At 69.7% G+C, this 26177-nt stretch carries 23 protein-coding genes; 14 read left to right on the plus strand and 9 right to left on the minus strand.

From position 1 onward, the window contains the following. The first annotated feature begins 94 nt into the window (after positions 1 to 94). On the plus strand, positions 95 to 1921 hold the full coding sequence (locus tag JJJ14_RS03930) for a subtype A tannase (RefSeq protein WP_201444745.1): 1827 nt from the start codon (positions 95 to 97) through the stop codon (positions 1919 to 1921). Between the two features lie 89 nt (positions 1922 to 2010). Beyond that, positions 2011 to 2139, plus strand: coding sequence for a hypothetical protein (locus JJJ14_RS12700; RefSeq protein WP_269089887.1), 129 nt, complete (start codon positions 2011 to 2013; stop codon positions 2137 to 2139). 30 nt (positions 2140 to 2169) lie between these two features. Here JJJ14_RS12700 and JJJ14_RS03935 read toward each other — a convergent pair whose 3' ends face one another. Continuing rightward, positions 2170 to 2937, minus strand: a complete 768-nt coding sequence (locus tag JJJ14_RS03935; RefSeq protein ID WP_101559352.1) for a DeoR/GlpR family DNA-binding transcription regulator — start codon at positions 2935 to 2937, stop codon at positions 2170 to 2172. A gap of 209 nt (positions 2938 to 3146) precedes the next feature. Here JJJ14_RS03935 and JJJ14_RS03940 point away from each other — a divergent pair, with 209 nt between their 5' ends. From JJJ14_RS03940 to JJJ14_RS03970, 7 genes are all read left to right on the plus strand, one after another. Next, a complete protein-coding gene (locus JJJ14_RS03940) occupies positions 3147 to 3587 on the plus strand; it encodes a VOC family protein (RefSeq protein WP_198283005.1) in 441 nt (146 codons plus the stop codon). Between the two features lie 271 nt (positions 3588 to 3858). Then, positions 3859 to 4728 carry an ABC transporter ATP-binding protein gene (locus tag JJJ14_RS03945; protein WP_101559351.1) on the plus strand — a complete coding sequence of 290 codons (870 nt, stop codon included), beginning with the start codon at positions 3859 to 3861 and terminating at the stop codon, positions 4726 to 4728. After that, positions 4725 to 5429: an ABC transporter permease gene (locus JJJ14_RS03950; protein WP_101559350.1), complete on the plus strand. Its 705-nt coding sequence runs from the start codon at positions 4725 to 4727 to the stop codon at positions 5427 to 5429. Before JJJ14_RS03945 ends, JJJ14_RS03950 begins: the two co-directional genes overlap by 4 nt. Further along, on the plus strand, positions 5426 to 6106 hold the full coding sequence (locus JJJ14_RS03955) for an ABC transporter permease (protein ID WP_101559349.1): 681 nt from the start codon (positions 5426 to 5428) through the stop codon (positions 6104 to 6106). The genes JJJ14_RS03950 and JJJ14_RS03955 overlap by 4 nt, the downstream gene beginning before the upstream one ends. After that, positions 6103 to 7113, plus strand: coding sequence for an ABC transporter substrate-binding protein (locus JJJ14_RS03960; protein WP_201444746.1), 1011 nt, complete (start codon positions 6103 to 6105; stop codon positions 7111 to 7113). Before JJJ14_RS03955 ends, JJJ14_RS03960 begins: the two co-directional genes overlap by 4 nt. 156 nt (positions 7114 to 7269) lie before the next feature. Further along, positions 7270 to 7893, plus strand: a complete 624-nt coding sequence (locus JJJ14_RS03965) for an NADPH-dependent F420 reductase (RefSeq protein WP_101559347.1) — start codon at positions 7270 to 7272, stop codon at positions 7891 to 7893. 147 nt (positions 7894 to 8040) lie between these two features. Then, positions 8041 to 8448: a winged helix-turn-helix transcriptional regulator gene (locus JJJ14_RS03970; protein ID WP_201444747.1), complete on the plus strand. Its 408-nt coding sequence runs from the start codon at positions 8041 to 8043 to the stop codon at positions 8446 to 8448. Positions 8449 to 8488: 40 nt separating this feature from the next. On the opposite strand, the gene JJJ14_RS03975 is transcribed toward JJJ14_RS03970, so the two are convergent. The 5 genes from JJJ14_RS03975 to JJJ14_RS03995 all read right to left on the minus strand — a co-directional run bounded on the left by JJJ14_RS03975 (position 8489) and on the right by JJJ14_RS03995 (position 11839). Further along, a complete protein-coding gene (locus tag JJJ14_RS03975; protein ID WP_201444748.1) occupies positions 8489 to 9079 on the minus strand; it encodes a dihydrofolate reductase in 591 nt (196 codons plus the stop codon). Next, positions 9076 to 9969: a thymidylate synthase gene (locus JJJ14_RS03980; RefSeq protein WP_101559344.1), complete on the minus strand. Its 894-nt coding sequence runs from the start codon at positions 9967 to 9969 to the stop codon at positions 9076 to 9078. The genes JJJ14_RS03975 and JJJ14_RS03980 overlap by 4 nt, the downstream gene beginning before the upstream one ends. After that, positions 9966 to 10664 (minus strand): hypothetical protein, encoded by a 699-nt coding sequence (locus tag JJJ14_RS03985; RefSeq protein WP_009747504.1) that lies wholly within the window; start codon positions 10662 to 10664, stop codon positions 9966 to 9968. Before JJJ14_RS03985 ends, JJJ14_RS03980 begins: the two co-directional genes overlap by 4 nt. Positions 10665 to 10739: 75 nt before the next feature. Next, a complete protein-coding gene (locus JJJ14_RS03990) occupies positions 10740 to 11180 on the minus strand; it encodes an OsmC family protein (RefSeq protein ID WP_201444749.1) in 441 nt (146 codons plus the stop codon). Positions 11181 to 11344: 164 nt separating this feature from the next. After that, the gene (locus JJJ14_RS03995; protein WP_075377725.1) at positions 11345 to 11839 is read right to left on the minus strand and encodes a DUF2505 domain-containing protein; all 495 of its coding nucleotides are present in this window, start codon (positions 11837 to 11839) and stop codon (positions 11345 to 11347) included. A 176-nt stretch (positions 11840 to 12015) separates the two neighbouring features. Between JJJ14_RS03995 and JJJ14_RS04000 the strand changes: the two genes are divergently transcribed. Continuing rightward, positions 12016 to 13491: a sensor histidine kinase gene (locus JJJ14_RS04000; RefSeq protein WP_070511887.1), complete on the plus strand. Its 1476-nt coding sequence runs from the start codon at positions 12016 to 12018 to the stop codon at positions 13489 to 13491. A 98-nt stretch (positions 13492 to 13589) separates the two neighbouring features. Here JJJ14_RS04000 and JJJ14_RS04005 read toward each other — a convergent pair whose 3' ends face one another. Further along, positions 13590 to 13838: a WhiB family transcriptional regulator gene (locus JJJ14_RS04005; protein WP_003779481.1), complete on the minus strand. Its 249-nt coding sequence runs from the start codon at positions 13836 to 13838 to the stop codon at positions 13590 to 13592. Between the two features lie 206 nt (positions 13839 to 14044). Beyond that, on the minus strand, positions 14045 to 17767 hold the full coding sequence (locus JJJ14_RS04010) for an FtsK/SpoIIIE domain-containing protein (RefSeq protein WP_201444750.1): 3723 nt from the start codon (positions 17765 to 17767) through the stop codon (positions 14045 to 14047). Positions 17768 to 17809: 42 nt separating this feature from the next. Here JJJ14_RS04010 and ligA point away from each other — a divergent pair, with 42 nt between their 5' ends. Continuing rightward, positions 17810 to 20266, plus strand: a complete 2457-nt coding sequence (gene ligA, locus JJJ14_RS04015) for an NAD-dependent DNA ligase LigA (RefSeq protein WP_201444751.1) — start codon at positions 17810 to 17812, stop codon at positions 20264 to 20266. A gap of 86 nt (positions 20267 to 20352) precedes the next feature. Here the strand turns inward: ligA and JJJ14_RS04020 are convergent, their stop codons facing one another. Then, positions 20353 to 22182 carry a L,D-transpeptidase family protein gene (locus tag JJJ14_RS04020; protein ID WP_201444752.1) on the minus strand — a complete coding sequence of 610 codons (1830 nt, stop codon included), beginning with the start codon at positions 22180 to 22182 and terminating at the stop codon, positions 20353 to 20355. A gap of 403 nt (positions 22183 to 22585) precedes the next feature. Here JJJ14_RS04020 and gatC point away from each other — a divergent pair, with 403 nt between their 5' ends. From gatC to gatB, 3 genes are read left to right on the plus strand one after another with little or no spacing between them, the layout of a single operon-like run. Further along, a complete protein-coding gene (gatC, locus tag JJJ14_RS04025; RefSeq protein WP_003789737.1) occupies positions 22586 to 22891 on the plus strand; it encodes an Asp-tRNA(Asn)/Glu-tRNA(Gln) amidotransferase subunit GatC in 306 nt (101 codons plus the stop codon). Beyond that, positions 22888 to 24429 (plus strand): Asp-tRNA(Asn)/Glu-tRNA(Gln) amidotransferase subunit GatA, encoded by a 1542-nt coding sequence (gene gatA, locus JJJ14_RS04030; protein ID WP_201444753.1) that lies wholly within the window; start codon positions 22888 to 22890, stop codon positions 24427 to 24429. The genes gatC and gatA overlap by 4 nt, the downstream gene beginning before the upstream one ends. Continuing rightward, positions 24426 to 25922 (plus strand): Asp-tRNA(Asn)/Glu-tRNA(Gln) amidotransferase subunit GatB, encoded by a 1497-nt coding sequence (gatB, locus tag JJJ14_RS04035; protein ID WP_009405656.1) that lies wholly within the window; start codon positions 24426 to 24428, stop codon positions 25920 to 25922. Before gatA ends, gatB begins: the two co-directional genes overlap by 4 nt. Positions 25923 to 26177 lie beyond the last annotated feature (255 nt).

Consider the following 26177-nt stretch of genomic DNA (forward strand, 5'->3'; position numbering starts at 1 on the left):
GTCCTGGGATCGTCCGTGCCTTAAGGTGATGTGCTAGCCACGTACGCAGACACCCGAGCGAGGCACGCGACTGAGCGTGCCGGAGGGAACCACGATGAACCTGCCACGACGCACCATCCTTGCCGCCCTGCCCGCCACGGCGGGACTCCTGGGCCTGGGAGCCTGCTCCACCGGAGGGGCCACCGCGCAGGCGTCCTCCACGGCCTCGTCTCAGGCACCCACCGATGCCAAGCTCGCCCTGGACTCCGCCGCCTGGCGCTACGACGCGGACCACAAGGTCTACTACCAGCTGGGTCTGCGCTATGTGGCCACGCCCCAGGCCTCGGACTACGAGACCCTGGGCATCTACGTGCCCGGTGCCTACTTCACTGGGAAGGACAACGGCAACGGCACCTACACGGTCACCGTCAACGCCTCGGGCGCCGTCGGCAGCTTCACCGCTGCCACCGCACCCACCGTCTTCCCGGTCAACACCCCGGGATACTCCGCCCAGAAGCCGCCCACCGAGTACTCCTACGACACCATCAAGGCCTACATGGAGGCCGGCTTCATCTACGTCCTCGCCGGTCTGCGCGGCAAGGACTCCAACTCCCAGACCTACTCCGGCAACGCGCCCTGGGGCGTCGCCGACCTCAAGGCCGCCGTGCGCTACCGGCGCTACAACTCCGCCGCCGTTCCCGGCGACGCCGCGAAGGTCTACGTCTTCGGGCACAGCGGGGGAGGGGCGCAGAGCGCCGTCGCCGGAGCCTCCGGGGACAGCGAGCTGTTCGCCCCCTACCTGGCCGTCCTGGGGGCCGCCACCACTGACACCAGCGGCAAGGCGCTGTCCGACGCCGTCGCCGGAGCCATGTGCTGGTGCCCGATCACCAGCCTGGACAGCGCCAACGCCGCCTACGAGTGGAACATGGGGCAGTTCGCCTCCTCCGACACCCGGGCCGAGGGCACCTGGACGCGGGCCTACTCCCAGGACCTCGCGGCGGCCTTCCCGACCTACCTCAATGGGCTGAAGCTCACCGACTCCCAGGGCAAGCCGCTGACCCTGGAGTCCTCCTCCCAGGGCACCTACCTGTCAGGCTCCTACTACGACCACCTCGTGTCGGTCATCCAGAAGTCCCTCAACGACTTCCTGGCGGCTACCACCTTCCCCTACACGCCCTCCTCCACCGAGATGGCGGGGATGGAGCCCAGCGGTGGCGGCGGGGCGCCGTCGGGAACCCCGCCCAGCGACGGTGGCGGCACGCCCCCCAAGGGTGGGAAATCCGGAAGCGGTGGTCAGGGCAGCGCCGAGTCCACCACCTACAAGACGGTGGAGGAGTACATCGCCTTCCTCAACTCCTCCTCGCAGTGGGTCGCTTACGACGCCTCCAAGAAGACCGCGACGATCACCGGCCTGCAGGGCTTCGTCACCTCCCAGAAGAACGCCTCCAAGGGCGTGGGGGCCTTCGACGGCGTGGGCCGCGCCCAGACCGAGAACCTCGTCATGGGCTCGGGGGAGAACAAGCAGCACTTCTCCTCCTTGAGCCGCGAGGTCATCTCCAAGGGGCAGTCCAGGTACTCGGGGCTGTCGGGCTGGAACAAGGACTACGGCGTCGCCGCCTACGAGAAGGACCTGGCCGCCAAGGACTCGGTCGGCACCGACATGGTCACGCGCGTGGCGATGTACGACCCCCTGTACTACCTCACCCAGGACTCCAAGGGGCGGGGCAGCTCCACCATCGCCCCCGCCTGGCGTATCCGCACCGGCATCACCCAGGGCGACACGGCCTCCACCGTCGAGGTGAACCTCGCCCTGGCGCTCCAGCAGGCCGGAGCCGGCAACGTCGACTTCGCCACCATCTGGGGGCAGGGGCACACGATGGCCGAGCTGACCGGCACCGGTGAGGAGAACTTCATCGCCTGGGTGACCAAGCAGGCCTCCTGAGCGCAGGACATTCAGGAGACTGCGCCAGGAATCCCGGGGGAATAACGACGGCGATGGGGCGGTTGAGCCGACCGGTTTCCATCCGTCTCATGAATCGAGTGCCCATGCTGACGGCCGCTGTGTCCCTGACGTCGGCGCACCACCGGGGCGCGGCCGCCAAGCAGGGGATCCTCCCGCTGCTGGCGGTCTCCTGCACCATCGCAGCACTGCTGGGCTGAGCCGCTCCGCTGCGACCCGGTCGTTCGCCGTTAGTCGCACAGGATGACGTCAACCCCGGCGCCCCGCAGCTCCTCGAGGGCCTCGGGGTCGATCTGGCTTGTTGTCAGCAGCGTGTCGAGGTCCTCGATACGCCCGAACCGGTAGGTGTTGGTCTGGGTGATCTTGCTCGGTGCGGTCGGCAGAACGCGTCGGGTGGAGGAGGCCATGATGGCGCGCTTGACCATCGCGTCGTCGGACTCCATGACGGTCATGCCCTCATGGGTGGACACGGCGCAGGTGGACAGGACCGCGACGTCGGCGCGGAACGCGCGCACAGCCTCGACCGCCTCAGCGGAGAACAGGGAGAGGGACTCCGGATCCACCGGGCCGCCCGCGATGGTCACCGCGGCTCCACGCACGGAGGCCACTGCCGCCCCGGCTCCCAGCGACAGGCACAGAACCCGGATGTCGCGGCCGGCGAGCTGCTCGGCCACCATCTCGCAGGTGGTCCCCGAGTCGATGATGACTGCCTCCCCGTCCTCGATGAGCTCGGCAGTGGCCTGCGCCAGACGGCGCTTGATCTCCACATCCTGCCTGCGACGCATGGAGGCCGGTCGGGCGGCTCCACGGCGCGGTGCACGCAGAGCCCCGCCGTGGACCCGGGTCACGAGGCCCTCCTGGGCCAGCTCGGCCAGGTCCCGGCGGATGGTGATGACCGAGACCCCGGTCAGCCGGGACAGCGCCTGCACACTGTGGACCGTGGTGGGGCTCAGGGCACGCAGTATCGTGCGGCGCCTGTCGTGGGGACTGTCGCGCATGCTTCCTCCGCATCGGTAGCAACGAGGTGATCGTTTTGCTGGAGAACGAGCAATGACAATGATCGTATGGTCTTCTACTGTTGGTGTCAACGGATCAGATTTGCAGGAATCCGTTGATTCAATCCCGAAAAATCACTGCCTGGAGGAGTGATCGTACGATCATCTCTGGTTGTCGGTAGTGATTCTTCACCGTCAGGAAAGGAATGACCATGCCGTACCTCGACCACGTCGCCATCTGGGTCGCCGACCTCGACAGCGCCCGCGACTTCTACTCCCACTGGTTTGACGGGCATGCCAACGGTCTCTACGAGAACCCCAGGACCGGCCTGCGCACCCACATCCTCCACTTCGCCGAGACGCCCGCGGGCGAGCGGGGGACCCGCCTGGAGATCATGACCCGTCCGGAGCTGGCCGAGGGGCGCGAGGCCGCCGGGCTGGGGTGGGCTCACGTCTCTTTTGGCCTGCCGGGGCGCGAAGACGTCGACCGCCTGGCTTCCTACATGTCGGAAGCCGGTGTGCCGGTCGTCGACGGACCTCGCGAGACCGGCGACGGGTACTACGAGGCCACCGTGCTTGACCCCGAGGGCAACCGCGTCGAGCTCGTTGCCTCCGACTACTCCGACGACGTCGCCCTGCGCCCGGCCTTCTGATCCGGACCTTCTGATCCGGAAAGCCCGCCCGGGGTCGCAGCCTGGGCATGCAGTGCGGGAATGGTGCGCACTGCTGCGGTGTTGAGAGGGAGCAGCTCGTCGATACCTTCGACGTGTCGATGGTGAGCACCTGGGTGTTTGCTTTCAATCCTGCACCAATCGCCTTGGGAAAGGCTGCCATCTGGCAGATCGGCAGATGGTGGCTGGTACGGTGGCAATACGCCATCGGGCCGCGCCGCCAGAGGCCATGAGAGGACACCCGGCACCCGCAATGAGCAGCACCATTACCTTCGATACCGTTACCAAGTCGTACCCGGCCGGGAGGGGCGCCGAATCAGGTTCCCCCGCCGTCGACTCCTTCACCGCCCACATTGAGGCCGGCACTACCACCGTCCTGCTGGGATCGTCCGGCTGTGGCAAGACGACCCTGCTGCGCATGGTCAACCGCATGGTGGAGCCCTCCAGCGGACGGGTCCTCATCGATGACGAGGACGTCGCCACCCGCGATGCCGTGGCCCTGCGTCGCTCCATCGGCTACGTCATGCAGAACGCGGGGCTGCTGCCGCACCGGCGCGTCATCGACAACATCACCCTCGTACCCCGCCTCCAGGGCGCCGACCGCCACGACGCCCGGTGCCGGGCCCTCGAGCTCATGGACATGCTCGACCTCGACCGCGACCTGGCCGGGCGCTACCCCCACCAGCTCTCCGGCGGCCAGGCCCAGCGGGTCGGTGTGGCCCGGGCACTGGCCGCCGATCCCGAGGTGCTCCTCATGGACGAGCCCTTCGGCGCCGTCGACCCCCTCGTGCGCCGCGACCTCCAGCGCGAGATGGCCCGCATCCAGGCCGAGCTGGACAAGACCATCATCTTCGTCACCCACGACGTCGACGAGGCCCTCGCCCTGGGCGACGAGATCATCCTCCTGCGTGAAGGCGCCCAGGTCGCCCAGCGAGGCAGCGGTCCCCAGCTACTGGCCGACCCGGCCGATGACTTCGTCGCCCGCTTCCTCGGCCTCGACGACGCCGCCCGCCAGCTTCAGCTCACGGACGTCGCCGAGTCCCGGATCGTCCTGGACCGGGCCGGCCGCGCCGTCGGGCGCCTGGCCGACGAATCCTCCTCGGAGGCGGAGGAACGGGCATGAGCTGGGTCCTGGCCAACCTGCCCACCATCGCCGGGCACCTCCTGGCCCACCTGCTCCAGGCGGTTCCCGCGATCATCGCCTCCTTCGTCCTGGCGATCCCTATCGCCCGGCTGGCCCGCGTGGCCCGGCCGTTGCGAGCCGTGCTGGTGACCGGCTCCTCCCTGCTCTACGCCGTCCCCTCCCTGGCCCTGTTCGTCATCCTCCCCATCATCCTGGCCACCGGCATCCGCGACCCGCTCAACGTCATCGTGGCCCTGACCCTCTACGGGCTGGCGCTCCTGGTGCCGGCCACCGCCGACGCGCTCGACGCCGTTGACGCCCGTGTCCTGGACGCCGCCACCGCCATGGGCATGGGGCGGCTGCGCTGCTTCCTCACCGTCGAGCTGCCGCTGGCGGGCTCCGCGATCCTCACGGGCCTGCGGGTGGTGACGGTCTCGACGATCTCACTGACCACTGTCGGGGCGGTCCTCGGTGTGCGCAGCCTCGGCTGGCTGTTCACCGACGGCTTCCAGCGCGGCATCACCGCGGAGATCGTCACCGGCCTGGTGGCCACCGCGGCCCTGGCCCTCGTCCTGGACGGGCTCGTCCTCGCTCTGGGGCGGCTGTGCCTGCCCTGGACCTGGAAGCGCGCCGGCGACGCCGGGGTAGTCCCTGCCGGAGCCTGCGCAGCCGCCTCGAACAGTCAGGAGGGCAAGGCGTGAGGTTCGTTCTGGCCGCCCTGGCCTACATCGCCGATCCCGCTCACTGGAGCGGGGCCATGGGGATCGGCCCGCTGCTGGTCCAGCATGTCCTCTACTCCCTGGCCGGTGTCCTCATCGCCGCCCTCATCGGGGTCCCCGCCGGCTGGTGGGTGGGGCACACCGGACGCGGGCGCACCTGGGTGCAGCCGCTCAGCGGTACGGCCCGCTCCCTGCCCACCCTCGGCCTCATCACGCTGTTCGGCCTCGTTCTCGGGGTCGGCCTGAGCGCCCCCATGATCGCCTTCGTCATCCTGGCCCTGCCCAGTGTCCTGGCCGGAGCCATGAGCGGGGTGCGGGCGGCCTCAGTCATGGCCGTCGACGGCGCCCGGGCCAGCGGCATGAGCGAGCTGCAGGTGCTGGGCCGGGTCGAGATCCCGCTGGGGGCGCCGCTGCTCGTCGGCGGGCTGCGCTCGGCCAGCCTCCAGGTCATCTCCACCGCCACGCTGGCCGCCTACACCGGCGCCGGTGGGCTCGGCCGACTCATGTTCCTGGGCCTCAAGACCCAGGACTACGTCATGATGCTCTCCTCGGCGCTCCTGGTCATCTCCCTGGCCCTGGCCTCCGAGGCCGTCTTCACCCTCATCCAATGGGGGGTCACGCCCCCAGGTGCCCGGCAGCACCGGAAGGAATCAGCATGACTGCACCGTCCCACTCGCGCCCCGGCAAGCTGCTGACGCGACGCGGCCTGCTGGCCGGCGTCGGTGCGACCACAGGCCTGCTCGCCCTGAGCGCCTGCTCCGACACCGACCCCTTCGCCGTTGACCAAGCCTCGGGAGGTTACTCCGGCGGCCCGATCATCGTCGGCAGCCAGCAGTACTACTCCAACGAGATCATCGCCGAGCTCTACGCCCAGATGATGGAGAAGACGGGCCTGACCGTCACCCGCCAGTACCAGATCGGCCAGCGGGAGGTCTACCTGCCCGAGCTCGAGGCCGGCAAGATCCACGTCATCCCCGAGTACGGCGGCAACCTGCTGGAGTACTACAGCAAGACCTCCGCCTCAGACGGCCCGACTGCCACGACCGCCACCGCGACCGCCACCGCGACCCCCTCCCGTGCCGCCGGCGATACCGCCTCCATCCAGGACAGCCTGCTGAGGACCCTGCCGCACTCGCTGACCGTCCTGAACCCGGCCGAGGCGACGGACCAGGACTCCCTGACCGTCACCAAGGCCACCGCCCAGGCCCACTCCCTGACCTCCATCGGCGACCTGGCCTCGCTGGGGCGGTCCGTCACGATCGCCGCGAACTCGGAGTTCACCACCCGCCCCTACGGCCCCAAGGGCCTCAAGGCCGTCTACGGCGTCGACGCCTCCGTCACGCCGGTGGAGGACTCCGGCGGGCCTCTGACCGTCAAGGCCCTCACCGACGGCACCGTCGATGTCGCCGACATCTACTCCTCCGATCCCGCCATCGGGGCCAAGAACCTCGTCATCCTGTCCGACCCCCAGATGCTCATCCTCCCGCAGAACGTCACCCCGCTGGTCTCCGCCTCACTGCCGGCCATCGCGGCCACCGCCATCAACCGGGTCTCGGCCCTGCTGACCCCCGACGAGCTGCGCTCCCTCAACCAGCGCTCCACCGGCGAGAAGCTCAGCTCCAAGACCATCGCCACCGACTGGCTCACCTCCAAGAAGCTGCTCTGAGCGGCGAGAGGACCGCGGTGTCCGGCGTGTCAGTGATGGCGGAGAGCGTGCGGACAACAGTTGTGATCTCTTACATACAGTCACTCTCTTTCGGAAAGTGACTGCGCGTGAGAGAGTTTAGTTGTTCGTTCAACAACTAACGCTCAAGGAGCTCTCATGTCTGTCCCCTCCATCTCCATCATCGGCGCCGGCAACATCGGATCGGCGGTCGCGGGTCTGGCGGTCAAGGCCGGTGCCAGTACTCAGGTCCTGGTGCGCGACGCCTCCAAGGCCACCGGCCTGTCGGGCGTCGACGTCGCCCAGATCGGTTCGCCCCTGACCGGTGACATCGTTGTCCTCGCCCTGCCCTACGCCGCCATCGACGAGGTCATCGCCACCTACGGCGCACAGGCATTCGCCGGCAAGGTCGTCGTCGACCCGACCAACCCCCTGGACTTCACCACTCTCGACTCTCTCGTCCCGGCCGGCAGCTCCGCGAGCGCCGAGCTCGCAGCGAAGCTCCCGGACGCCCAGGTGGTCAAGGCCTTCAACACCGTCTTCGCCGCCGTCCTGGCGAGCGGCACCATCGGCGCGCGCCCGGCCACTGTCCTGGCCGCCTCCGACTCCGCAGAGGCCAAGGCGGGCCTGCGCTCGTTCGTCGAGGCCGCCGGACTGGCGTGGGCCGACGCCGGCGAGCTCAAGCGGGCAGAGCGTATGGAGGCACTCGGGGCACTGAACATCGCCCTGGGTGTCACGGAGCAGGTCGGTTGGACCGGCGGCCTCGCCGTCGTGTCAGAGTGAGCCCCGAGTGAGCCCCGAGTGAGCCCCGACTAAGCCTCGAGTAAGGCTCCCGGTTCGCAGGTAACCTGTCGCCTATGCCCGTCGTTGGCCGCTCACACGCGTGGGTGGCCGACGACGGATCAGCGACCAAGCACACGAGGAGACGACGTGGCCGACACTGAGCAGCCGACCGGCACGCAGCAGGCGGGGGAGATGGCGCCCGACCCCTATAGCCGCAGCTGCCCCTCACGCGGCCTGCTCAAGTCGCTCGGCGACCTGTGGACCGTGCTCGTCGTCGGGGCGCTCCACGAAGCGGACCAGCCGCAACGCTTCAAGGAGATAGCGACCCGCGTCGACGGTATCTCCACCAAGATGCTCACCCAGACCCTCAGGGGCCTTGAGCGTGATGGACTCATCGAGCGCCATCAGTACCCTGAGATCCCACCGCGAGTGACCTACGAGCTCACCGACTCAGGCAAGGGGCTGGCGGAGGCGCTGGCTCACGTCGAGGCCTGGGCCACTGAGCACCTCGGCGCTGTCAGCCAGGCCCGGGCGCGCTACGACGCCGAGCACTGAGCATCCGCTGAAATGCTCGCCGAGGGCGTTTCAAGCGCGTCTACAGGTGCCGCCAGGTCTCCACGCGCCAGCGCGCGTCCCCGGATGTGGGGCGCCACTGCCCCCGCGGGTCGGAGAGGGCCGGATCGATGGCCCACTCCTGAGTGCTGATCCCCGGTGCGTGCACGAGCGCCGAGTCGGGCAGGCCGCGCTCGCGGGCCCGCTGCGTGGCATCCAGGTCCAGGACGCTGACGACGAGCACATCGGGCAGGCCGTCAGCCAGCGCCTGCTCGTAGACGCTCCCGCCACCGATGACCCACAGGCGGGGCAGCCCCGCAGCATCCCCCTCACGGGGATCGTGCCCCAGCTCAGCGGCCAGGCCCCGTGCCGCCAGCGAGAGCCCCTCGCGCAGCGAGCCGGCGCGGACCGCCCCCTCGGCCCGCCAGGAGCGGTCACGGGTGAGGACCACGTTGCGCCGCCCGGGCAGGGGGCCTCCCAGTGAGTCCCAGGTGGTGCGCCCCATGACCAGCCCGCAGCCCATGGTCGTGGCCTTGAAGTGGGCGAAGTCCGCCGGCACGCGCCACAGCATGCCGCCGTCGGCTCCCAAGACGCCGGTGACGTCCTGGGCCCAGATCATCCCCAGGCCGCTCATACCGCGACCGGGGCCTTGATCGTGGGGTGGTGCTCGTAGCCCTGGGAGGCGTCGATGTCGTCCATGTCGTAGGAGTCGATGGACTCGGCCCGCTCCAGGCGCAGCGTGGGGAAGGGGTGGGCGCTGGGCACCCGGGAGAGCTGGGTGCGGACCTGCTCGATGTGGTTGTCGTAGATGTGGCAGTCTCCGCCGGTCCAGATGAGCTCTCCGGGCTCCAGGTCCGTCTGCTGGGCGAGCATGTGGGTCAGCAGCGCGTAGGAGGCGATGTTGAAGGGCACCCCCAGGAACAGGTCAGCGCTGCGCTGGTAGATCTGCAGGCTCAGGCGGCCGTCGGCCACGTAGCACTGGAAGAAGGCGTGGCAGGGGGCCAGCGCCATGGATCCCAGCTCGGAGACGTTCCAGGCCGACACCAGCATGCGCCGCGAGTCCGGGTCGGTGCGCAGCGTATCGATGAGTCCGGTGATCTGGTCGATCGCGCCCCCGTCCCGGGTGGGCCAGGAGCGCCACTGCGAGCCGTAGACCGGTCCCAGCTCACCGGAGTCGTCGGCCCACTCGTCCCAGATGGTGATGCCCCGCTCCTGGAGCCAGCGCACGTTGGTCTCCCCGCGCAAGAACCACAGCAACTCACCCTTGACGGCCTTCATGGCCACGAACTTCGTGGTGATGCGGGGGAAGCCGCGGCGCAGGTCGTAGCGCAGCTGGCGGGCGAAGAGTGACCGCGTCCCGGTGCCGGTGCGGTCGGACTTCGCAGTCCCGTTGGTCAGGACCTCGGCCAGGAGGTTCTCGTAGGCGACGTCGACACCTGGCGGGGGGACGAGCCCCATCTGCGCCAGGGCCGGGTACTGGGCGGCCGACGGTGAGGGTTCGCTGCCGCTGCCGATACCGCTCACGCTTCGATCACCTCGACGTGGGAGCTGTCGACGTAGTCGCTCAGAGCGAGCTGGGGCCCCAGCGCCGCCTGCGCCCCCTCGATGACCTGGTTGGCCAGCGCCCGGCCCCCCTTCCAGCCGATGGCGGCCCCGATCCCGAAGGGCAGGAGGCGCCCCAGTGCCAGCGCCCCGCCCTTGGCGGCCGAGCGCTTGGCCACCCGCTTGATGAGGTGGGCGTTGATCGACTTCACCGACGGCAGGGGCATCTGCATGAGCAGCTGAGCCGCCCAGAACATCGAGGACAGACCCAGCTGGCCCTGAACCGCCTCGGATCCCTCCTTGCCCAGAAGGGCGGAGAGGACCAGGGCCCGACGGCGCTCGGTGTCGACGACGTGGACCCCCTGGATCTCCGCGACAGTCAGAACGTAGGTGACGGCCGAGGCGATGAAGGCGGCGCTCTGGCCGACCGTCAGGGCAGCGGCCGCGCCCGTACTGATGGCCGGGATGGCCGCCGAGGCCCCGACCGCCCCCGATGACAACCCTGCATCCCGCCGGAAGCGGGCGCCGGCCATCTCGACGAGCTCGGCGGCGTCGGCCCCGGGGCGGTCCCGGCGCATCCGTGCGACACGCTCCTCGATGCGGGAGGCCGGGATGGCGATCGCCTTGTCGAGGGCACGTTCCAGCGCTGTGGAGCGCCCGGAGCGGGAGGTGTTCACAGTGGTCTCCTTACCTGAGTGACGCAGGGGGCCTCGGGGAGCGCGGCCGGTTCAAGGGCCGGAGTGCTTGAGGGCTCAGTCCTCGTTGGGGTCGACGATCGTCGTGGTGTAGGTAGCGCCGTGCTCGATGGTGTGGCCCACGGTGCAGTGACGGTCGACGGCGCCGGCGACCCGCTGGCTGAGCAGCTCGCGCTGCTCGGCGTCGAGCGAGGACAGGTCGGTGACGATCTCGACCTGGAAGGACTCGTAGCGCTCCTCGGCGTCGTTCTTGACGGTCGAGCAGCCCACGGTGGCCTCGAAGTCCTCGCCCAGGGCCTTGGCCAGACGGTGATCGGCGGACAGGGTGTTGCAGGTGGCCAGGGCGATCTTCATCAGCTCACCGGGGGAGAACTCGCCCGGGCCCATGCCGATGCGGACCTCAGCGCCCGAGGAGTTGCGGCCGATGTACTGGCGGGTGCCTGCGCGCTCGGCCCACACGGCGTTAGGGGCGGAGGCGGCTGTGTTAGAAGTGCTCATGGCCTGATCGTGCCATGAAACCGGGTGAGACTCGGCGGTGGAATCGGCGTACAGCCCCGTGCTGCGCCACTGGCGGACAGGGGCGCAGTACGGGAATAACGCCGCTGGGCGACGCAGCGCACAGTCAGTGATCCGTGCGTGATCGGGGCGTGATGAAACGCGAATCAGTGCTCGGCGAGCCAGTCGGCGGCCCGGCGCTCCTCGTCCGCCACGACTCGGCCCACCATGCCCATCGCCTTCTCCTCGATGGTCTTGCCGACCAACGGCACGGTGACCTTGAGGTCGACGTCGACGGTGACGGTGGTGGCCTCACCGGCGGGAGACATGGTGGAGGTGGCGCTGACCTTGACCGGGGCGTTCTTGATCGTCACGTCGTAGCCGCCGGAGCGTGAGCCGTCATCCTTCGGCTCGCCCCAGGACTCGGCCACGGAGAAGGACACCGCCGAGCGCACGAACCTCGAGGCGACCGAGGGCAGCTGGGAGGGCTGGATGCTTCCGGCGATGGTGGCCACGAAGCCCTGGCCGCGCTGGGCGACGTCCACCGAGGCGTTGTCGAGCCCGGCCCGCGAGACCCGTGCCTCCTGGTAGGCGGGGTCGGCGAGCATCTGCGCGGTGCGTGCCGGAGTGGCGGGATAGGTGATGGTGATGGTCTTCCTCATGGTGCGATCCTGTCATGTTTCGCCGGTCCGGGGCATGTTCCGACCTCCGCGGGGACGGAAGCCAAGGCGTGCTCGTGCGGTTGAATGCGGGATCGCTCAGGTCCCGAACATGTGTCCTGCTTGGCAATTAGCCGGCTCAACGAGCCGGTTCCGCTCACTGCCGATAACCTTGAGAGGTGCCTAATCTTCTGCCTAGCGCCCTGAGAGACGCAGTCGACCTCGCTGAGGCCGACCTCGACTGGATCCACCAGCTGGTGGCCGACTGGCAGTTGATTGCGGACCTATCCACCTCCGACCTGGTCCTGTGGGTGCGTACTCGTGCGGGGCGCTTCATTGCCGCGGGCCACACCCGCCCCTCGGGGGGAACCACCGTTCACCTCGAGGACGTCGTCGGGCGGCGCATGCCGGCCTCGCGTGAGGCCATGGCCATGGAGTCACTGTCCACCGCCCAGATCCAGGACGCGGCCGAGCCCTACTGGACCGGTACCGCCGCGGTCCAGGAGGAGTACATCCCGGTTGTTCACGCCGGCACGCCGATCGCCGTCGTGACTCGGGAGACCTCGGTGGGTGTTATCCGGGGCGGGCGCATCGTTGAGCGGGAGATGGAGGAGATCGCCGAGGTCCTGTGCCAGATGACCGCCTCGGGCGAGTTCCCCATCCAGGGTGCCGGCACCACGATCCGCCACGGCACGCCGCGCGTGGCCGACGGCGTCCTGCGCCTGGACGAGGAGGGGCGGATCGTCTACGTCAGCCCCAACGGGCGCTCCTGCTTCCACCGCCTGGGGATTGAGGGCGAGCTGGAGGGGATCCTGCTGGCTGAGGCCGTCACCTCGATCATTCCTGCTCGTACCCCCGTCGATGAGACGCTGGCCGTGGTCCTCATGGGCAGGCAGGCCTGGCTCACCGAGGTCGAGGTCGGGGGAGTGTTCCTGTCTGTGCGCTCCATCCCGCTCACGCTCAAGGGGCGCCGTTCCGGGGCGGTGCTTCTAGTGCGTGACGTCACCGAGGTGCGTCGGCGTGAGCAGGTTCTGCTCAACAAGGACGCCACCATCCGGGAGGTTCACCACCGGGTCAAGAACAACCTGCAGACCGTCTCGGCGCTGCTGCGTATGCAGGCCCGCCGCGCCTCGAACGAGGAGACCCGTCAGGCCCTGTCCGAGGCCGAGCGCCGGGTGACCACTATCGCCACCGTCCACGACGCCCTGAGCCACAACGTCAACGAGCACGTGGACTTCGATGAGGTCTTCTCCTCCATCCTGCGCATGGCCGCGGTCGTGGCCACGCCCACGGGCGAGGTCAGCACCAAGCTGGAGGGCTCCTTCGGGGTGGTCGACGCTGACACGGCGCAGGCGCTGGCCACGGTGCTGGCCGAGCTCGTGACCAACGCCGTCGAGCACGGCCTCGATGGCCGCGACGGCCGCGTGACGGTCACGGCCCACCGTGACGAGGACCGGCTCGAGGTCCACGTCATGGACAACGGTGCGGGCCTGGCGCCGGACACCCTCATGACCGGACTGGGAACACGGATCGTCACCACGCTCGTGCGAGGAGAGCTGCGCGGGGTCATTGACTGGGAGCCTCTGAGCGGAGGGGGCACCGACGTCGTCATTCATGCCCGCCTTCATCAGCGGGCTGCCAGGGCTGAAGCCTGACCTTTCCTTTTCCCGCTGTAGAGAACCACTGGATCAACAAAACGGTGTTCGCACGATTAACCGTGCGAACACCGCAGTGTCAAGAACTCGATCAGTTTTCAGGAGGACCGGCGGGCCCTGGCCGCCCGGCGCTTGAGAGAACGGCGCTCGTCCTCGCTCATGCCTCCCCAGACGCCGGCGTCCTGGCCGTTCTCCAGTGCCCACTTCAGGCAGGTGTCCACCACCTCGCAGCGGCCGCACACCTCTTTTGCCTTGGCGATCTGGGCAATGGCGGGACCTGTGTTCCCCACGGGGAAGAAGAGCTCCGGGTCAACGGTGAGACATGCGGCTTGGCTGCGCCAGTCCATAAGGGCCCCCTACAAGGTCATCGGTCATGCGGTTGGCGCCGACCCAACTTGTCAGGGAACGGCGGCCGCGTCTGAGAACAACTTTCACACGACGGGGGGCGGTGGGCAAGACCTCGATCATGAGACCTGTGCCGATACCCTGTCGTGATCCTCACAGGATGCTGAGCTGTTGAGATAACACCACTTTCCTTCATTGAGAATGCCTGTTAAACAGGGTGTTCAATAGGACGATCATTGTCTTCGGGCCGGGGTAGCACGATCTGAATGGGCAGGCACGTTCCGCGATAGACGAGTGCCCCACGACCGGGCAGCGTCATCGCTCTGGGGTCGGTGACCGTCCGCAAGGAGATGCCGGCGGCCTGATCGGCAGGGCGCATACCGGGCCACAGCACGACGAGTGCCTCACGCTCACGCATGGTGGAGATCGCGCCGCGGAAGGTCGTGGCGACCTTCTCCGTCGAGGCGGAGGCCAGGACCACCTCGGAGCGCGCCAGCGCGGCCTCCACCTGAGTGGCGGTGGTGATGTCCGCCAGGTCCAGGTCGTCAACGACGAGGGGGTCGGAGGCCATCGCCTGGGCCAGAGCCCGCAGTGCCGTGGAGCGCCCCGAGCCGGGAGGCCCGGCGACCAGGACGCTGGTGTGAGCCGGAAGCGTGACCGGTGCCGCCGCGTCTCCTCCCACAGCCCAGGTGCCCTCCGGGACGTCCTCCCAGGTGAGCCGGGTCGGCAGCGGCTCGAGCCGCAGCGCGCGGGCGCCGTCGCGCTCGGAGGCGGATACCGGGAAGTCCGCACGGAGCACGATCTGGCAGGCGGTCGTCGTCGCCCCGTCCAGGATGACGCCACGCCCCGGGGCGCCGCCGGTGACCACCCCGCGTGGAAGACCGGCCAGAGCGGCCTGTGTGCCGGTGGCCGCACCGAGAACCAGCCTGAGGCCCATGGATCCGGCCCACCGGGCGGTGGAGGCGACCAAAGGGGCGGTCAGCAGCAGGGGAGTGCCCGCTGCGGACGTGGTGCGGATAACGGCCTCCAGCAGGGCGTTGCCCTGGCCGGGGCCCAGCACCTCATCGATGGTCGCGACGAGCGCGTCGACGTTATCGAGGCACAGGAGGTCCGTGCCGAGGTGCCCACTGGCGGCGAGTCCCCACAGCCGGGCCAGGCGTCGCGGGTCCTCCGTGCCGACCACCGTGCCCACCCCGGGGTGGGTGAGGATCTCGCGTATGGGTGAGGCCTCGTCCGGGGCCTGGCCGGAGGCGTCTAAGGTCGGGGAGGCGAAGCCGCACAGGTGCACTCCTCGGCCCGCGCCCAGTGCTGCCGTCGCGGCTGAGGCGATGACTGTGGACCGCCCTGACCTTGAGGCCCCGAGGACCAGCAGTGGGCGTGTGACCCGCCAGTGCCACAGCCCCAGGCTCTGCTGGCGAGGAAGGTCGGTCACGGCCAGGAGAAGATGGTCGTCGTCGCACCCGGACAGCCCTGCGTGGTCAGCAGGCTCCGTGGGGGCGAGTGCCCCGTCGGCTCCCTGCTCCTCACGATCACCCGGTGCCCGGGGGCCCCGGAGCCGAACCAGCTCGAGCGCCTCGGCCGCGCTGATCGAGGCGGGCAGGGCCGGCGCCCAGGGGCGCCACGGGGAGGCTTGCCCCTGGGCTGCGAGTGAGATGAGGTCGACGATCCTCTGGACCTCACGTGTCGAGCCGCACCAGGGGGCCTGAAGCACCTGACTGCCAGGGCTGGGAGCACCACTGGCTCCGTCGGAGAGACCTTGCCGGTCAGGGGCACTCTCCTGAGCGCCGCCGGCGCCACTGACCAGGACCCGCCCGGGATGATGACCGATCCGGGCGGCCCCGTCGTGCCCCAGGACGTCCCTGGAGTCAGCGGCGTCGAGCACCCGCAGGCACACTCGCAAGGAGGTGTTGGCCCGAATCGCCGGGGACACGGCCCCCTGAGGGCGCTGTGTGGCCAGAATGAGGTGGATGCCCAGGCTGCGCCCCTGGGCGGCGATACGCACCAGTGACTCCAGGACCTCGGCGTGCTCGCCGGCCAAGGTGGCGAACTCGTCCACCGCCACCACCAGATCGGGGACGACGACCTGTGGCGGCAGGCAGGAGAGATCCTTGGCGCCGTGGGCGGCCAGGATCCGCTCGCGGCGGCGCACCTCGGCCTCCAAGGAGGACAGGGCGCGCTGGGTGCCGGCGGGATCCAGATCCGTCAGGACCCCGGCCGTGTGCGGCAGGCCGGCGAGGGGGCCGAAGGCGGCACCGCCCTTGTAGTCGACCAGGACCAGGGTGAGGCGGTCCGGCGCTCGGCTCAGCGCCAGCTGCACCAGCCACGAGATGAGCAGCTCGGACTTCCCCGAACCCGTTGTCCCGGCCAGCAGGGCGTGCGGGCCGTCCGCCACCAGGTCGGCATGCACCGGCCCTCGTGCTCCCACGCCGAGCACCGCTGACAGCGCCGGGGCGCCCCGGGTCGGCGAGTGCGCCTGCTCCTGCCACTGCTCCCGCAGCTCGTGGGCGTCGAGGTCGTGCATGAGCGTCTTGAGGGGGACCACGTCGGGGACGCCATCGACCCGGGACGACGACCGGGGCGGTTCCGTGATCCGGGAGCGGCTCAGGTGCTGAACCGCCTCCCACCAGGTCGGTGAGCACGACGGCGCCCCGGCCGGAGCGGGCCGTGTGCTCAGAGCCTGGGGCGGGACCTTATCGTGGGCGCAAGTCACTATCTGTGCGCTGTGAGGGTGGGCCTGCGGGCCCCAGGCGAGGCGTAGCCCCAGCCGGCCGCTCGCCATCTCCCATCCCTCACTTTGCGCACTGTCCCGATGGCCCGCGCGTTCATGTTGCAGGGCTCCTGACGGGGCATCCAACACGGTCACCCGGACCTCGTCGCGGGCCAGAAGCTGGGCACACCACCATCGCAGCGCATTGCCGGCGCCCTTGCCCACCAGGGCCAGGCTCTCGCCGTCGCAGAGCGTCAGGACGCAGCGTCGTCGGCGAGCGGCACTCCACGCGGCCAGGACCTCCTGAGCGGCGGAGGCGGGCGTTGAGCCCTCGGACCGGGAGTCCCGGACGGCCTGAGACATGCTGGAGCGCGCGGCGACGGCCAGCAGCATCGTGGCAGGGTCCGGCTCATTGCGCCTCCACCCCGGTCGGCGTCCCCGGTGGTACCGGCGAGCGCGCCATCGGGCCCCACCGGCACGCCCGGCGCGCCCGGCACGTTGGGCTCGCCGTTGTTGCAGGAAGGGCACCAGACGCATGATCGTCATCGTGACCATCGGCGCCACCATGACCATGCCCATTGCACCGCGGCTGCCCGTCCTGAGCGCGATCACTGCTGAGCCGCCCATGACCAGGACGCAGACCAGTGAGCCCACCATCAACCATGCCGTTGACGAGGCCTGTGTCGCAGGGGCCGCCACTACCAGGTCGCAGGGGCGCCTGCGCAGCTCGAGCAGGCTGTCTCCCAGCCGCAGGAGCGTCCCCTCCTTCATCCTCGTCTCCCGGCGCATACGCAGCCACAGCCCCAGGTGCCAGTAGCGGTAGGAGCCGTTGGCCGATCCGCAGTCCTGCGCCAGGACTCGGCCGCCGTGAAGGCGCAGGCGCAGATGATGGCGGGAGACCAAGGGGTCACTGAGAACCTCGCCCCGGCCCAGAAAAGTGCCGTCCCTGACGGCCATCACCAGGCCTCGGTCAGGACCGTCCAGGACCGCGAGGTGCCACGGACCGGCCAAGGCGGCCAGAGCCGCCTCCGCGGCTGCCTCACCCGCCGAGCGCCGGCGCAACGAGGCCGAGGCCTCTGCCGGCAGGAGCCAGTGGTGGTCCGGGACGGCGGTGGGAGTGCTCATTGCTCCAGAATCGCCGCTGGGGACCGTCGCGTCGCCGTTGGTCAGCCCCGGGTGTGGACAACCTCGGCGTTCGGGGATGTTCATGGTCACTGTGGACACGGGCGGATCCCGGTGTGAACCCGGTTGGGGGAAGATGACCCCATGACTGACACCGACGCGCCCCGCGGATCCGCTCTCGCCCCGGCCCCCTCCTCGGCACGCTCCGATCAGCGTGGCCCCGTGGATCTGAGCGCCATCCCCACCGCCGCCCGGGAGCGTTGGAGCGAGCTGGTGCGTGACATCGAGGCCGCCCGCGACGCCTACTACAACGCGATCGATGCCGAGAGCCCCATGTCCGACGCCGACTACGACACCCTCTATCGGGAGCTGGAGGGACTGGAGGCGGCCCACCCCCTCCTGGCCCGAGCCGGGTCACCGACCCGCTCCGTGGGCGGGCGCGCCGTCACCGACTTCGCCCCCGCCCCGCACCACGAGCGCATGTACTCCCTTCAGGACGTCTTCTCCCTCGACGAGGTCCAGGAGTGGGCCGAGCGCATGGTCGCCGAGACCGGGGTCGGCGACGACGAACTCGCCATGACAGCAGAGGTCAAGATCGACGGCCTGGCCGTGGCCCTGACCTATGAGGACGGCATCCTCACCCGGGCCGCGACCCGCGGCGACGGCACCACCGGTGAGGACGTCACCGGTAACGTGCGCACCATCGCCTCGGTCCCCCTCGTCCTGGCCGGCGACGCCCACCCGTCTCTGCTCGAGGTGCGCGGAGAGGTCTACTTCCCCACCCAGGACTTCGAGGCCTTCAACGAGGAGCGCCGCACCCGCAACGTGCAGCGGCAGGCCGACGGAGCCCCCCTCCTGCAGGTCTTCGCCAACCCCCGCAATGCGGCCGCCGGCTCGCTGCGCCAGAAGAACCCCGCTGTCACCGCCTCCCGGCCTCTGGCGATGATCGCCCACGGAGTCGGTGCGATCACCCCCGCACCGGGGGAGAGCCTCCCCACCCGGCAGCACGAGTGGTATGAGCTGCTGGCCGGCTGGGGGCTGCCGGTGTCCCCCTACAACGCCGTGGTGAGGGGGCGCGCCGAGCGTGAGGCCTACATCGAGCGCTACGCCGCCCACCGCCACGACCTCATCCACGAGATCGACGGCATCGTCTTCAAGCTCGACGACCACTCCCTTCAGCGCCGCCTGGGCCACACCTCCCGAGTGCCCCGCTGGGCCACCGCCTACAAGTACCCGCCCGAGGAGGTCCGTACCCGCCTGCTGGACATCGCCGTCCAGGTCGGACGCACCGGCCGCGTCACGCCCTTCGGCATGATGGAGCCGGTCCTGGTCGCCGGCTCGACGGTGGCTCGCGCCACTCTCCACAACGCCACCGAGGTGGCCCGCAAGGGCGTGCGCATCGGGGACATGGTCATCGTGCGCAAGGCCGGCGACGTCATCCCTGAGATCCTGGGGCCGGTCGTGGATCTGCGTGACGGCAGCGAGCGGGACTTCGTGATGCCGACGCACTGCCCCTCCTGCGGCACCGAGCTGGCGCCGGCCAAGGACGGCGACGTCGACCTGCGCTGCCCCAATACCCGGTCCTGCCCCGCCCAGCTCACCGAGAGGATCGCTCACATCGGCTCCCGGGGCGCTCTGGACGTCGAAGGGCTGGGGGACGAGGCCGCCGGGGCCCTGACCCGCCCCGACGCCGGACGCCTCGAGGCACTGACCGCGCTCGCGGCCGGGCGGAGCCTGGAGACCGAAGGCGGACGGCTCAGCCTCCCGCCCGGAGAGCTCGACTCCCTCCACGTCTCCCAGCGGGTGGAGGCCGTCGAGGAGCTCCTGAAGCAGGCGGGGATCACCGAGCAGACACCGGTACTCACCGGCGAGGCCACCCTGTTCGACCTGACCGAGGACGACCTGCGCGAGGTCTTCGTCTGGCGCCCCGTCTCCCGTCGAGGCGTGCCCACCGGTGACTGGCGCCTGAGCCGGTTCTTCTGGACCAAGCAGACCTACGACGCCGACGGTCGGGTCAAGAAGGCGACTGCTCCGGGGAAGAACGCCACCGCCATGCTCTCCCAGCTCCGCCAGGCCCGCAGCCGCCCGCTGTGGCGCATCCTGGTGGCTTTGTCTGTGCGCCACGTCGGCCCGACCGCCGCCCGGGCCCTGGCGGCGCGCTTCAGGTCCCTGGAGGCCCTGTGCCAGGCCGATGTTGCCGAGCTGGCCGAGGTCGACGGCGTCGGCCCCACCATCGCCGAGTCCTGGGCCAGGTGGCGTGAGGTCGACTGGCATCGCGAGATCCTCAGCCGCTGGGAGGCCGCCGGGGTCCGCACCCGGGAGGAGGACTCGGAGGAGCAGGAGGAGCCGGCGCGCACCCTGGAGGGCCTGACCGTCGTCGTCACCGGCTCCCTGGAGGGATTCACCCGGGACAGCGCCAAGGAGGCCATCGTCTCGCGCGGCGGCAAGGCCTCGGGCAGCGTCTCGAAGAAGACGAGCTTCGTCGTCGTAGGGGACAAGGCGGGCTCCAAGGAGACCAAGGCCCGCGAGCTGGGGCTGACGATCCTTGACGAGGAGGGTTTCGTGGCGCTCCTGGAGGGCGGACCCCAGGCGGTCTCCTGAGGACGCACGAACGGGGCGGGGCACCTCCTTGTCAGAAGGTGCCCCGCCCCGTTCGCGACTCGGCTGTTACTGGCGCTGATACCGGCTCAGTAGTGGCTGTGGACCACCGTGTTCGTGTCGACCCAGTTGTAGATCCACTGCGCCTCGGGGACCGGCATGTTGACGCAGCCGTGGGAGCCGGAGTACCCGAAGCTGGAGCGCCAGCCCGCGCCGTGGAAGGCGTAGCCGCTGTAGAAGTAGCTCACCCACGGGACGTCCTCGGCGACGTAGGGGGAGCCGTCGGCGTTCTCACCGCGCATGGTCTGGGACTCGTACTGCAGGTAGACCTTGTAGGTGCCGGTGACCGTGGGGGTCTCGGCGGCGCCGTCGACGATGGAGACCGGGCCGTGCACGACGGTCGCCCCCTCGTAAGCGGTCACCGTCTTGTTCGACAGGTTGAGGTCGACCCACTTCTCACCCGGAGCGGCCTGGTAGGGCAGCTTCTCCGCACCATTGGCGATGGTGCGCTCCTTCCACTCCGCCTTGACCGTCGTGGCCTCGAAGGAGCCGGAGTAGGCCTTGTTGCTGCCCAGGGACTGCGTGATCGCGGTGGTCACCGCGTCGGCGTTGTTGACGGTCTTGCCGTCCTTGGCCTCGGTCGGGGTGGAGACCACCTGGCCGCTGGCATTGACGTTGCGCTCGCCGGTGACGGGCTCGGAGCTGGCCTCCTCAGCCTGTGACTTGACCCACTGGGAGACCTTTGAGGAGTCCACGGCGATGGTCGGGGCGGACTCGGTCGAGTTGGTGATCTTGATCCACGAGGCCTTGTCCGTGTTCTCCGCCGTGTAGGAGTCCTCGCCCATGGTGATGGTGACGTCCTGGGAGACCCAGCCGTTGGCCTTGTCGGCGACCTTCTGGGCGTCGGAGTCGGAGACCTTCGGGGCGGCGTCCGTGATCGTCAGGGAGATCGACGAGGAGTCCAGGGACGTGGCGGCCTTCTGTGCGGCCTGGGCCAGGGTGTTGGCGTCCAGGGAGGATCCCTTGGCCGAGCTCGTGGTGGTGAAGGTGGTGCCGTCCTCGCCCAGGACCACGGTGGCGTTGCGTGCCTTGGCTCGGTCCTCGGGGATCAGGGAGGTGGCGTAGCTGCTCACCTTGGTCTTGTCGGTGGTGGAGACCACCGGGACCTCGCTCTTGCCTTGGGAGACCAGGGCGCGGAACTTCTCACCGAGCGTGTCGCCTCGGGCCATGACGGCGTCGGCGGTCGCCTGGGCGTCCACGGTGGTTCCCAGGTCCGCCAGAGAGGCGCTGGCGGTGACGTCTCCGGAGATATCGACCTTGGTGCTCTTGGCGCGCTCCTCAATGGCGGCCACCACCTCCTGCCGGCTCTTGCCGGAGACGTCGGTGCCGGCCACAGTGGTCCCCGGGACGGCCCGGCCGTCGTAGTGCGCGGCGTAGGCGTAGCCTCCGGCACCGGCGACACCCAGCAGGAGGAGCGCTGCGGCCGCGACTCCCAGGGGCCAACGGCGACGCCGCCGCGGCTCGGTCGAGGATGGCTCTGCAGCGGTGGAGGTCAGCGCCGGGAAGGCGTTCGTCCCCGGGACGGCCGCAGCGGAATAACCGGCACTGACAGTGCTCTCGGTTCCTGAAGCGCCCTCGAGCGTCGACTGATCGTCGGGCTCGCTGCCGGAGCCCGGTTCTGAGGTCGCTGCCGGGGCGATGGCCTCGATCTCCTCAGTACTGCTCTGCTCGGCGCTCGTACCGCTTGAGGCGGTATTGGCGGAATGGGCCTGCGGTGCCGTGGCTTTCGCAGCCGCCTGGAAGACGGACTGACGACGCACGCCTTCGGGCTGCCCGTAGGGCGTGCTGAGCACAGTGGTCTCGCCCTGTGAGGCTTCTCCCTGGTGCTGCGTGCCAGCGGGGGAAGTATTGCTGCTCATGCATCCTCGTCCCTCGGCCACGGGTCCCGTGTGGGGCGGGGTGGCCGAATTCAGTGGTCCATCCGACCTCCGGTGGTCCAAGGTGCTGGATGGAGGTCTGACCCAAGGGCTGTTCTTGGTCCGACCTGCGTCAACGCGGCAGCGCCGTCGCCGGCGGGGCGGTCCTCACCCTGGTGATTACCATGACATCTGTGAAACGAGACGATGTCAATCATCCTCGGGGATGAGACTCTGTGAGATCGCACGAATTCGGTGTCGGTTCAGTTTCCTAGGAACCCGCAGGGCCTGGCGCCATGCGCCGCCGGCGGGAGAGGGCGCCGATGCGGGCCGGGCGTGCCGGTCGCGCCTGCGATGTCGACGCGGTGGGGCCGCAGCCCGGCTCGACCCGGCTAGACTCCACACCATGTCTGCTATTTCCACTGATGAGGTCGCACGGGTTGCGGCACTGGCTCGGGTTGCCCTGAGCGATGAGGAGGTGTCGCGTCTGGCCGGAGAGCTGGACGCGGTCGCCTCCTCCTTCGCCCGGGTCACGAGCGTGGTCACGCCCGACCTGCCGGCGACCTCCCACCCCGTGCCCCTGACCAACGTGCTGCGTGAGGACGTTCCGGCCCCCACGCTCGACGTCGACGAGCTCCTGGCCGGCGCGCCGGCCAGCGAGGACTCCATGTTCCTCGTTCCGCAGATCCTGGGGGAGGACTCCGCCTCATGAGCGCTCATAGCACCAACGCCCTGGCCGACCTCATCAGGAGCAGCGCCGCCGCGCAGGCCGCGGCCCTGGCGGCGGGGGAGGTCTCCTCGCGCGAGCTCACCCAGGCCCACCTCGACCGCATCGCCGCCGTCGACGGCGCCGTCGGGGCCTTCCTCGACGTCGATGCCGAGTGCGCCCTGGGCCAGGCCGACGCCGCTGACGCCGCCCGCAAGGAGGGCCAGGCGACCAGCGAGCTGACCGGTGTGCCGGTGGCCGTCAAGGACCTCATCGTCACCCGAGGCCAGGTCACCACCGCCGCCTCACGGATCCTCGAGGGATGGGTGCCGCCCTATGACGCCACCCTCGTGCGCAACCTGCGCGCCGCCCGCACCCCGATCCTGGGCAAGACCAATCTCGACGAGTTCGCCATGGGCGGCTCCACCGAGCACTCGGCCTTCGGCCGCACCGCCAATCCCTGGGACCTGGGCCGCATCCCGGGAGGATCCTCGGGTGGCTCGGCCGCGGCCGTGGGCGCCTACGAGGCCCCCGTGGCCGTGGGCACCGATACCGGGGGCTCGATCCGCCAGCCCGCGGCCGTGACCGGCACGGTCGGCGTCAAGCCGACCTACGGCACGGTCTCGCGCTTCGGCGTCATCGCCATGGCCTCCTCCCTCGACACGCCGGGCCCCATGGCCCGTACGGTGCTGGACACCGCTCTACTGCACGACGTCATCGCCTCTCATGACCCGCTGGACTCGACCTCGCTGCCGGACGCCCCGCGCGACATGGCTGCCGTGGTCCGGGCCGCCCAGGAGGGAAGGGACCTGACCGGACTGCGAGTCGGCGTCATCTCCGAGCTTGACGGCGGAGAGGGCTACCACGACGGCGTCGTGGCCTCCTTCCACGCCGCCCTGGAGCTGCTCGAGGCGGCCGGCGCGCAGGTGGAGACCGTCTCCCTGCCGCACCTGGAGTACGCGCTGGACGCCTACTACCTCATCATGCCCGCCGAGGCCTCCTCCAACCTGGCCCGCTACGACGGGATGCGTTACGGCCTGCGGGTCGAACCGACGTCGGGACCGGTCACCGCCGAGACCGTCATGGCGGCCACCCGCGGGGCGGGCTTCGGTGACGAGGTCAAGCGCCGCATCATCCTGGGCACCCACGTGCTGTCGGCCGGCTACTACGACGCCTACTACGGCTCGGCCCAGAAGGTGCGCACTCTCGTGCAGCGCGACTTCGCCGCCGCCTGGGACAAGGCGGACATCCTCGTCTCGCCCACCGCCCCGGTGACGGCCTACCGCTTCGGGGAGAAGGACGACCCGCTGGCGATGTACAAGCTGGACGTGACCACGATCCCGGCCAACCTCGCGGGGGTACCCGGCATGAGCCTGCCCTCGGGGCTGAGTGATGACGGGCTTCCGGTGGGCTTCCAGATCCTGGCGCCGCAGAGGGCCGATGACCGCCTGTACCGCGTGGGTGCCGTCCTGGAGGCCGCGCTGGAGGAGACATGGGGGGCGCCGCTGCTGTCGCGTGCGCCCGAGCTGGAGGAGACACGATGAGTGACACGCTGATGGACTTCGACGAGGCCGTTCGTCGCTACGACCCGGTCCTGGGACTCGAGGTGCACGTCGAGCTGGGGACCGCCACCAAGATGTTCGACGCCGCCCCCAACGTCTTCGGCGCTCAGCCCAACACGATGGTGACCCCCACGTCAGTGGGCCTTCCCGGCGCGCTGCCGGTGGTCAACGCCCGTGGCGTGGAGTACGCCATCCGTATCGGCCTGGCTCTGGGCTGCGAGATCGCGCAGTCCTGCCGCTTCGCCCGGAAGAACTACTTCTACCCGGACCTGGCCAAGGACTTCCAGACCTCCCAGTCCGATGAGCCCATCGCCTACGACGGCGCCCTGGAGATCGAGATGGAGGACGGCTCCTTCTTCACCATCCCGATCGAGCGGGCCCACATGGAGGAGGACGCCGGCAAGAACACCCACATCGGAGGTGCCGACGGCCGTATCGAGGGCGCCAGCCACTCCCTGGTGGACTACAACCGCGCCGGCGTGCCGCTGGTGGAGATCGTCACCCGCCCCATCGAGGGCACCGGCGCCAGGGCGCCTCAGGTCGCCGCCGCCTACGTGCGCACACTGCGCGACATCTTCCGGGCCCTGGGCGTCTCCGAGGCGCGTATGGAGCGCGGCAACGTGCGCGCCGACGTCAACGTCTCCTTGCGTGAGTCGCCCGACGCGCCGCTGGGCACCCGCACCGAGACCAAGAACGTCAACACCTTCCGTGGGATCGAGCAGGTCGTCCGCTACGAGATCCAGCGCCAGGCCGCCATCCTGGCCGCCGGGGGAGAGGTGCTTCAGGAGACCCGTCACGGCCAGGCCGACGGCACCACCCGCGCCGGTCGCGTCAAGTCCGACGCCGACGACTACCGCTACTTCCCCGAGCCGGACCTGGTTCCGGTGGCGCCCAGCCGCGAATGGGTCGAGGAGATCCGTGCGGGGCTGCCCGAGATGCCCGCGGCCAAGCGTCGTCGCCTCAAGGCCGAGTGGGGCCTGAGCGACACCGAGATGCGCGACGTCGTCAACGCCGGGGCGCTCGAGCTCATCGAGGCCACCGCGGCAGCGGGGATCACCGGTCAGGCCGCCCGCAAGTGGTGGATGGGTGAGCTCTCCCGCAGGGCCAAGGAGCAGGAGACGGCCCTGGAGGACATGGCCGTCACGCCCGAGCAGATCGCCGAGCTGCAAGGGCTGGTGGACTCCGGGCGCCTGACCGACAAGCTCGCCCGCCAGGTTCTCGAAGGGGTCCTGGCCGGCGAAGGTGATCCTGAGGCCGTGGCCGCTGCTCGCGGGCTCGAGGTCGTCTCCGACGACTCCGCGCTGCTGGCCGCCGTGGACGAGGCCCTGGCCGCCAACCCGGACGTGGCGGACAAGATCCGCGGCGGCAAGGTCCAGGCCGCCGGCGCCATCGTCGGAGCCGTCATGAAGGCGACCCGCGGCCAGGCCGACGCCAAGCGCGTACGCGAGCTCGTCATGGAGCGCGTGCAGGGCTGAGGCGGGTCTCGCCGCAGGTCTGCTGAATCCTCTTCTCCTTTTCTCCTTGCATCGCCCTCCCGTACTGAGGGCGGTTCGGGACAATCCGGCCCGTCACCGCTGCATCCAGCCAGCGGTGACGGGCCGGACTGTCCGTTGCCGGCGGTTCCCCTCAGCATCCCCGGCGGCTCGCGTCGGTAATGGAGGGCTTGCGAGCAGGGTGAGATTGCTTGCGAAAGCTGCCCGGAATCTCAGCATCCGGTCACAATAGGACCG

This window comes from Actinomyces sp. HMT 175 (genome assembly GCF_016694895.1).
In the GTDB taxonomy this organism is placed as follows: domain Bacteria; phylum Actinomycetota; class Actinomycetes; order Actinomycetales; family Actinomycetaceae; genus Actinomyces; species Actinomyces oris.